The sequence below is a fragment of the Escherichia sp. KCJ4928 genome, assembly GCF_004352695.1.
In the GTDB taxonomy this organism is placed as follows: Bacteria; Pseudomonadota; Gammaproteobacteria; order Enterobacterales; family Enterobacteriaceae; genus ECMA0423.
Window position 1 is genome coordinate 1 of sequence record NZ_SJWV01000168.1, and the last position, 8,759, is coordinate 8,759.

Genomic DNA, 8,759 nt, shown 5'->3' on the forward strand with positions numbered 1-8,759 from the left:
AATATCTCACGATAAATAACATTAGGATTTTGTTATTTAAACACGAGTCCTTTGCACTTGCTTACTTTATCGATAAATCCTACTTTTTTAATGCGATCCAATCATTTTAAGGAGTTTAAAATGGATAAGAAGCAAGTAACGGATTTAAGGTCGGAACTACTCGATTCACGTTTTGGTGCGAAGTCTATTTCCACTATCGCAGAATCAAAACGTTTTCCGCTGCACGAAATGCGCGACGATGTCGCATTCCAGATTATCAATGACGAATTATATCTTGATGGCAACGCTCGTCAGAATCTGGCCACTTTCTGCCAGACCTGGGACGACGAAAATGTCCACAAATTGATGGATTTATCCATTAACAAAAACTGGATCGACAAAGAAGAATATCCGCAATCCGCAGCCATCGACCTGCGTTGCGTAAATATGGTTGCCGATCTGTGGCATGCGCCTGCGCCGAAAAATGGTCAGGCCGTTGGCACCAACACCATTGGTTCTTCCGAGGCCTGTATGCTCGGCGGGATGGCGATGAAATGGCGTTGGCGCAAGCGTATGGAAGCTGCAGGCAAACCAACGGATAAACCAAACCTGGTGTGCGGTCCGGTACAAATCTGCTGGCATAAATTCGCCCGCTACTGGGATGTGGAGCTGCGTGAGATCCCTATGCGCCCCGGTCAGTTGTTTATGGACCCGAAACGCATGATTGAAGCCTGTGACGAAAACACCATCGGCGTGGTGCCGACTTTCGGCGTGACCTACACTGGTAACTATGAGTTCCCACAACCGCTGCACGATGCGCTGGATAAATTCCAGGCCGATACCGGTATCGACATCGACATGCACATCGACGCTGCCAGCGGTGGCTTCCTGGCACCGTTCGTCGCCCCGGATATCGTCTGGGACTTCCGCCTGCCGCGTGTGAAATCGATCAGTGCTTCAGGCCATAAATTCGGTCTGGCTCCGCTGGGCTGCGGCTGGGTTATCTGGCGTGACGAAGAAGCGCTGCCGCAGGAACTGGTGTTCAACGTTGACTACCTGGGTGGTCAAATTGGTACTTTTGCCATCAACTTCTCCCGCCCGGCGGGTCAGGTAATTGCACAGTACTATGAATTCCTGCGCCTCGGTCGTGAAGGCTATACCAAAGTACAGAACGCCTCTTACCAGGTTGCCGCTTATCTGGCGGATGAAATCGCCAAACTGGGGCCGTATGAGTTCATCTGTACGGGTCGCCCGGACGAAGGCATCCCGGCGGTTTGCTTCAAACTGAAAGATGGTGAAGATCCGGGATACACCCTGTACGACCTCTCTGAACGTCTGCGTCTGCGCGGCTGGCAGGTTCCGGCCTTCACTCTCGGCGGTGAAGCCACCGACATCGTGGTGATGCGCATTATGTGTCGTCGCGGCTTCGAAATGGACTTTGCTGAACTGTTGCTGGAAGACTACAAAGCCTCCCTGAAATATCTCAGCGATCACCCGAAACTGCAGGGTATTGCCCAGCAGAACAGCTTTAAACATACCTGATAACGTTTAACGGTAACGGTGTCCCGAAACGAACCCGTTTCGGGACAATTTCCAAAGTCTGTTCACTGGCATTAGCAACGGAAAATATTGTTCTGAATACGCTTCAGAACAAAACAGGTGCGGTTCCGACAGGAATACCGTTTTAGGGGGATAATATGGCTACATCAGTACAGACAGGTAAAGCTAAGCAGCTCACATTACTCGGATTCTTTGCCATAACGGCATCGATGGTAATGGCTGTTTATGAATACCCTACCTTCGCAACATCGGGCTTTTCATTAGTCTTCTTCCTGCTATTAGGCGGGATTTTATGGTTTATTCCCGTGGGACTTTGTGCTGCGGAAATGGCCACCGTCGACGGCTGGGAAGAAGGTGGTGTCTTCGCCTGGGTATCAAATACTCTGGGGCCGAGATGGGGATTTGCAGCGATCTCATTTGGCTATCTGCAAATCGCCATTGGTTTTATTCCGATGCTCTATTTCGTGTTAGGGGCACTCTCCTACATCCTGAAATGGCCAGCGCTGAATGAAGACCCCATTACCAAAACTATTGCAGCACTCATCATTCTTTGGGCGCTGGCATTAACGCAGTTTGGTGGCACGAAATACACGGCGCGAATTGCTAAAGTTGGCTTCTTCGCCGGTATCCTGTTACCTGCATTTATTTTGATCGCATTAGCGGCTATTTATCTGCACTCCGGTGCCCCCGTTGCTATCGAAATGGATTCGAAGACCTTCTTCCCTGACTTCTCTAAAGTGGGCACACTGGTTGTATTTGTTGCCTTCATTTTGAGTTATATGGGCGTAGAAGCTTCCGCAACTCACGTCAATGAAATGAGCAACCCCGGGCGCGACTATCCACTGGCTATGTTACTGCTGATGGTGGCGGCAATCTGCTTAAGCTCTGTTGGCGGTTTATCTATTGCGATGGTCATTCCGGGTAATGAAATCAACCTCTCCGCAGGTGTAATGCAAACCTTTACCGTTCTGATGTCCCATGTGGCACCGGAAATTGAGTGGACGGTTCGCGTGATCTCCGCACTGCTGTTGCTGGGTGTTCTGGCGGAAATCGCCTCCTGGATTGTTGGTCCTTCTCGCGGGATGTATGTCACAGCGCAGAAAAACCTGCTGCCAGCGGCATTCGCTAAAATGAACAAAAATGGCGTACCGGTAACGCTGGTCATTTCGCAGCTGGTGATTACTTCTATCGCGTTGATCATCCTCACCAATACCGGTGGCGGTAACAACATGTCCTTCCTGATCGCTCTGGCGCTGACGGTGGTGATTTATCTGTGTGCTTATTTCATGCTGTTTATTGGCTACATTGTGTTGGTTCTTAAACATCCTGACTTAAAACGCACATTTAATATCCCTGGTGGTAAAGGGGTGAAACTGGTCGTGGCAATTGTCGGTCTGCTGACTTCAATTATGGCGTTTATTGTTTCCTTCCTGCCGCCGGATAACATCCAGGGTGATTCTACCGATATGTATGTTGAATTACTGGTTGTTAGTTTCCTGGTGGTACTTGCCCTGCCCTTTATTCTCTATGCTGTTCATGATCGTAAAGGCAAAGCGAATACCGGCGTCACTCTGGAGCCAATCAACAGTCAGAACGCACCAAAAGGTCACTTCTTCCTGCACCCGCGTGCACGTTCACCACACTATATTGTGATGAATGACAAGAAACACTAACCATGTCTGAATGGTTATAAGACAAGGGAGCGATAAGTCATCGCTCCCTTTTTCGTGCTTGCTGTCGTATTGACTTAACCGGGATAAGTACGAGAATGAGCGCACATCTGTTTACCGGAAACCAGCACATATGGATATCTGCTCCCGAAACAAGAAATTAACGATTAGAAGACCAGCGATACTAGTTGCACTGGCACTTTTACTGTGTAGTTGTAAAAGCACGCCTCCAGAGTCCATGGTGACACCACCAGCAGGTTCAAAGCCACCAGCCACGACGCAACAATCGTCACAACCGATGCGTGGCATCTGGCTGGCCACGGTTTCTCGGCTCGACTGGCCACCGGTTTCCTCGGTTAACATTAGTAACCCCACCAGCCGGGCCCGTGTACAACAACAGGCGATGATCGACAAACTGGATCATCTGCAACGTCTCGGCATAAACACGGTCTTTTTCCAGGTCAAGCCGGACGGTACCGCCCTGTGGCCATCGAAAATTTTGCCGTGGTCCGATCTTATGACCGGTAAGATTGGTGAAAATCCGGGTTACGATCCGCTGCAATTTATGCTCGACGAAGCCCACAAGCGTGGGATGAAAGTACACGCCTGGTTTAACCCCTATCGCGTATCGGTTAATACGAAGCCCGGTACTATCAGGGAACTGAATAGCACTCTGTCTCAACAACCGGCGAGCGTCTATGTGCAACACCGCGACTGGATCAGAACGTCTGGCGATCGCTTTGTCCTCGACCCGGGCATCCCTGAGGTTCAGGACTGGATCACATCAATAGTCGCCGAAGTGGTTTCCCGCTATCCGGTAGATGGCGTGCAGTTTGACGACTATTTCTATACGGAGTCACCGGGTTCACTGCTAAATGATAACGAAACGTACCGTAAATACGGAGGCGCATTTGCGTCAAAAGCAGACTGGCGGCGCAACAATACTCAGCAGTTAATTGCAAAGGTATCGCACACCATTAAAAGCATTAAGCCGGGAGTCGAATTTGGTGTTAGCCCGGCAGGCGTGTGGCGTAACCGATCACACGATCCGCTCGGTTCCGATACCCGAGGCGCGGCAGCCTATGACGAATCCTACGCTGACACCCGTCGATGGGTGGAACAAGGATTGCTGGATTACATTGCTCCCCAAATTTACTGGCCGTTCTCACGGAGTGCCGCGCGTTATGACGTGTTGGCAAAATGGTGGGCGGATGTCGTTAAACCGACCAGGACCCGCCTGTATATCGGTATCGCCTTCTATAAAGTGGGTGAACCTTCAAAGATAGAGCCAGACTGGATGATTAACGGCGGCGTACCGGAACTGAAAAAGCAGCTCGATCTTAACGATGCGGTACCAGAAATTAGCGGCACCATCTTGTTCCGTGAGGACTATCTGAATAAACCGCAGACTCAACAAGCGGTCAGCTATCTGCAAAGTCGTTGGGGCAGTTAAACTCCCATTCTTACTTTGTAACAAGCCGGTGCTTTACCCACCGGCTTGTTACCCTCTTGAACTATCCCACTACTAATCATGCTTACTAAAGTCAAATTAACCACGCAATTAACCACACTTAGTTAAACAGCCATAAATCCCCTAATAAAAATGTATGAATATGAAAAAACATACGATATTCGCTGTCACCGAAAAATAATTACGATGGGCTATACTCTTCTGAAGAACAGTAGCGTAGATTAAAACTGTCCTAAGTCGCTTATTTCTTTTCAGTATATCTTCATATTTCAGGAGAATATGGTGCAGTTAGTCGATCTCGCACGTTGCGTTTTGATTCCGTCTGATTTCCCAGCCTTATAAGGGTGTGAATTATGGAGATGTATTTTAAAAGAATGAAAGATGAGTGGACCGGACTTGTCGAACAGGCAGATCCTCTCATTCGTGCTAAAGCCGCAGAAATTGCCCTTGCGCATGCTCATTATCTGAGTATCGAGTTTTATCGAATTGTCCGCATCGACCCGCATGCCGAAGAATTCTTGAGTAATGAACAAGTTGAGCGGCAGTTGAAAAGTGCGATGGAACGCTGGATTATTAACGTGCTTTCTGCCCAGGTTGACGATGTCGAAAGGCTAATACAAATCCAGCATACCGTCGCGGAAGTGCATGCCCGCATAGGAATTCCGGTAGAAATTGTCGAGATGGGGTTTCGGGTGCTGAAAAAAATCCTCTATCCGGTAATCTTCTCTTCGGATTATTCTGCCGCAGAAAAACTTCAGGTCTACCATTTCTCGATTAACAGTATTGATATCGCTATGGAAGTGATGACCCGCGCGTTTACCTTTAGTGACAGTAGTGCCTCAAAGGAAGATGAAAACTATCGTATCTTCTCGTTACTGGAAAACGCCGAAGAAGAAAAAGAACGGCAAATAGCCTCAATACTTTCATGGGAAATAGATATTATCTATAAAATCCTGCTGGATTCTGATTTAGGCAGTAGTTTGCCTTTAAGCCAGGCTGATTTTGGCCTGTGGTTTAACCATAAAGGTCGACATTATTTTAGCGGCATTGCCGAAGTAGGCCATATCTCCCGTCTGATTCAGGATTTCGACGGTATTTTCAATCAAACCATGCGTAACACCAGGAATTTGAATAACAGAAGTTTGCGGGTGAAGTTTCTATTACAGATAAGAAATACCGTATCGCAAATTATTACCTTGCTGCGTGAATTGTTTGAAGAAGTATCGCGCCACGAAGTCGGTATGGATGTACTGACGAAATTACTTAACCGCCGTTTCCTGCCGACTATCTTCAAACGCGAAATTGCCCATGCCAACCGGACCGGTACACCGCTGTCAGTGCTGATTATTGACGTTGATAAATTCAAAGAGATCAACGATACGTGGGGCCATAACACTGGCGATGAAATTCTGCGTAAAGTCTCTCAGGCCTTTTATGACAACGTCCGCAGTAGTGATTATGTTTTCCGCTACGGGGGCGATGAATTTATCATTGTTTTGACTGAAGCTTCTGAAAACGAAACGTTACGTACCGCAGAACGTATTCGCAGTCGGGTGGAGAAAACCAAACTGAAAGCCGCAAACGGCGAGGATATTGCCCTCTCACTTTCCATCGGTGCCGCCATGTTTAATGGTCATCCTGACTATGAGCGCCTCATTCAAATAGCCGATGAAGCTCTGTATATCGCCAAAAGACGAGGTAGAAACCGTGTTGAACTCTGGAAAGCCAGTCTTTAGATGCGCCAGGATGCAGAGGTAATCATGAAGCTAACCGATGCGGATAATGCCGCCGATGGCATTTTTTTCCCCGCCCTTGAGCAAAATATGATGGGTGCGGTGTTAATTAACGAAAATGATGAAGTGATGTTTTTCAACCCCGCCGCAGAGAAGCTCTGGGGGTACAAACGTGAAGAAGTCATTGGCAATAACATTGATATGCTGATTCCGCGGGATTTGCGTCCTGCGCATCCTGAATACATTCGTCATAACCGTGAAGGCGGTAAAGCGCGTGTCGAGGGGATGAGTCGGGAGCTGCAGCTGGAGAAAAAAGACGGCAGTAAAATCTGGACCCGTTTTGCGCTATCGAAAGTGAGCGCCGAGGGGAAAGTTTATTACCTGGCGCTGGTACGGGATGCCAGCGTAGAAATGGCGCAAAAAGAACAGACTCGACAATTGATTATTGCCGTTGACCATCTCGACCGACCGGTGATTGTCCTCGATCCGGAACGCCATATTGTGCAGTGCAATCGCGCATTTACCGAAATGTTTGGTTACTGCATTAGCGAAGCCAGCGGTATGCAGCCCGATACACTCCTGAACATTCCTGAATTCCCTGCCGATAACCGCATTCGTTTACAACAGTTGCTATGGAAAACCGCCCGCGATCAGGATGAATTTCTGCTGTTGACGCGCACCGGTGAAAAAATCTGGATTAAAGCCTCTATCAGCCCGGTTTATGACGTGCTCGCGCATCTGCAGAACCTGGTAATGACCTTCTCGGATATCACCGAAGAACGGCAAATCCGCCAGCTTGAAGGCAATATTCTCGCCGCCATGTGCAGCAGCCCGCCATTTCATGAAATGGGGGAAATCATTTGTCGTAACATCGAATCTGTTCTCAACGAATCGCATGTTTCGCTGTTCGCACTGCGCAACGGGATGCCGATACACTGGGCGTCATCTTCGCACGGTGCAGAAGTTCAAAATGCGCAAAGCTGGTCAGCGACCATTCGTCAGCGTGATGGCGCGCCTGCGGGGATCCTGCAAATTAAAACCTCGTCAGGAGCAGAAACCAGCGCCTTTATCGAACGCGTGGCAGATATCAGTCAGCATATGGCCGCGCTGGCGCTGGAACAGGAAAAAAGCCGCCAGCATATTGAACAACTCATCCAATTTGATCCGATGACCGGTCTGCCAAATCGCAATAACCTGCACAATTACCTCGATGACCTGGTCGACAAAGCCGTCTCTCCGGTGGTGTATCTCATCGGTGTTGACCATATTCAGGATGTGATTGATAGCCTTGGCTATGCGTGGGCCGATCAGGCATTGCTGGAAGTGGTCAATCGCTTTCGTGAAAAACTCAAACCGGATCAGTATCTCTGTCGTATCGAAGGTACGCAGTTTGTCCTCGTGAGCCTGGAAAACGACGTCAGTAACATTACCCAAATCGCCGATGAGCTACGGAATGTGGTCAGCAAGCCGATAATGATTGACGATAAACCCTTCCCGCTTACCTTGAGTATTGGCATCAGCTACGACGTGGGTAAAAACCGCGATTACCTGCTCTCCACTGCTCACAATGCAATGGATTATATTCGCAAGAATGGCGGTAACGGCTGGCAGTTCTTCAGCCCGGCGATGAACGAAATGGTAAAAGAGCGTTTGGTTTTAGGCGCAGCGCTGAAAGAAGCGATTAGCAATAACCAACTGAAACTTGTTTACCAGCCGCAAATCTTCGCAGAAACGGGTGAACTGTACGGCATCGAAGCCCTTGCGCGCTGGCACGATCCCCAGCATGGTCATGTGCCCCCTTCACGGTTTATTCCTCTCGCAGAAGAGATTGGTGAAATCGAAAATATTGGGCGCTGGGTCATCGCGGAAGCTTGCCGTCAGTTAGCAGAATGGCGTAGCCAGAATATTCATATCCCGGCGCTTTCCGTTAACTTGTCGGCACTGCACTTTCGCAGTAATCAACTGCCTAATCAGGTGTCTGATGCAATGCACGCCTGGGGTATTGACGGCCACCAGCTGACGGTAGAAATCACGGAAAGCATGATGATGGAACACGATACCGAAATCTTTAAGCGCATTCAGATCCTGCGTGATATGGGCGTGGGCTTATCGGTAGATGATTTTGGTACGGGCTTTTCCGGATTATCCCGCTTAGTCAGTCTTCCGGTAACGGAAATCAAAATTGACAAAAGTTTTGTCGATCGTTGTCTGACCGAAAAACGCATCCTTGCCTTACTTGAAGCCATTACCAGCATTGGGCAAAGCCTCAATTTAACCGTCGTGGCGGAAGGCGTCGAAACCAAAGAGCAATTTGAGATGCTACGCAAGATCCACTGTCGCGTTATT

Annotated in this window: 5 protein-coding genes; all 5 read left to right on the forward strand. The window is 48.8% G+C overall.

Going from position 1 to position 8,759, the window contains the following annotated elements; genetic code table 11:
- Positions 1-120 precede the first annotated feature (120 nt).
- Positions 121-1,521, forward strand: coding sequence for a glutamate decarboxylase (locus E0D98_RS18780; protein ID WP_000358930.1), 1,401 nt, complete (start codon positions 121-123; stop codon positions 1,519-1,521).
- A gap of 155 nt (positions 1,522-1,676) precedes the next feature.
- A complete protein-coding gene (gene gadC / locus E0D98_RS18785; protein ID WP_000246019.1) occupies positions 1,677-3,212 on the forward strand; it encodes an acid resistance gamma-aminobutyrate antiporter GadC in 1,536 nt (511 codons plus the stop codon).
- 130 nt (positions 3,213-3,342) lie between these two features.
- Positions 3,343-4,662 carry a glycoside hydrolase family 10 protein gene (locus tag E0D98_RS18790; RefSeq protein ID WP_000350390.1) on the forward strand — a complete coding sequence of 440 codons (1,320 nt, stop codon included), beginning with the start codon at positions 3,343-3,345 and terminating at the stop codon, positions 4,660-4,662.
- Positions 4,663-5,033: 371 nt separating this feature from the next.
- Positions 5,034-6,416, forward strand: a complete 1,383-nt coding sequence (gene dosC / locus E0D98_RS18795) for a diguanylate cyclase DosC (RefSeq protein ID WP_000426265.1) — start codon at positions 5,034-5,036, stop codon at positions 6,414-6,416.
- A gap of 24 nt (positions 6,417-6,440) precedes the next feature.
- Positions 6,441-8,759, forward strand: a 2,319-nt coding sequence (gene dosP / locus E0D98_RS18800; RefSeq protein WP_131890836.1) for an oxygen-sensing cyclic-di-GMP phosphodiesterase DosP, incomplete at its 3' end; no start/stop codon positions are given.

Excerpts from the sequence above, each read along its gene's own strand:
- E0D98_RS18780 (WP_000358930.1), top strand. The coding sequence starts at position 121 with ATGGATAAGAAGCAAGTAACGGATTTAAGGTCGGAACTACTCGATTCA.
- gadC (WP_000246019.1), top strand. The coding sequence starts at position 1,677 with ATGGCTACATCAGTACAGACAGGTAAAGCTAAGCAGCTCACATTACTC.
- E0D98_RS18790 (WP_000350390.1), top strand. The coding sequence starts at position 3,343 with ATGGATATCTGCTCCCGAAACAAGAAATTAACGATTAGAAGACCAGCG.
- dosC (WP_000426265.1), top strand. The coding sequence starts at position 5,034 with ATGGAGATGTATTTTAAAAGAATGAAAGATGAGTGGACCGGACTTGTC.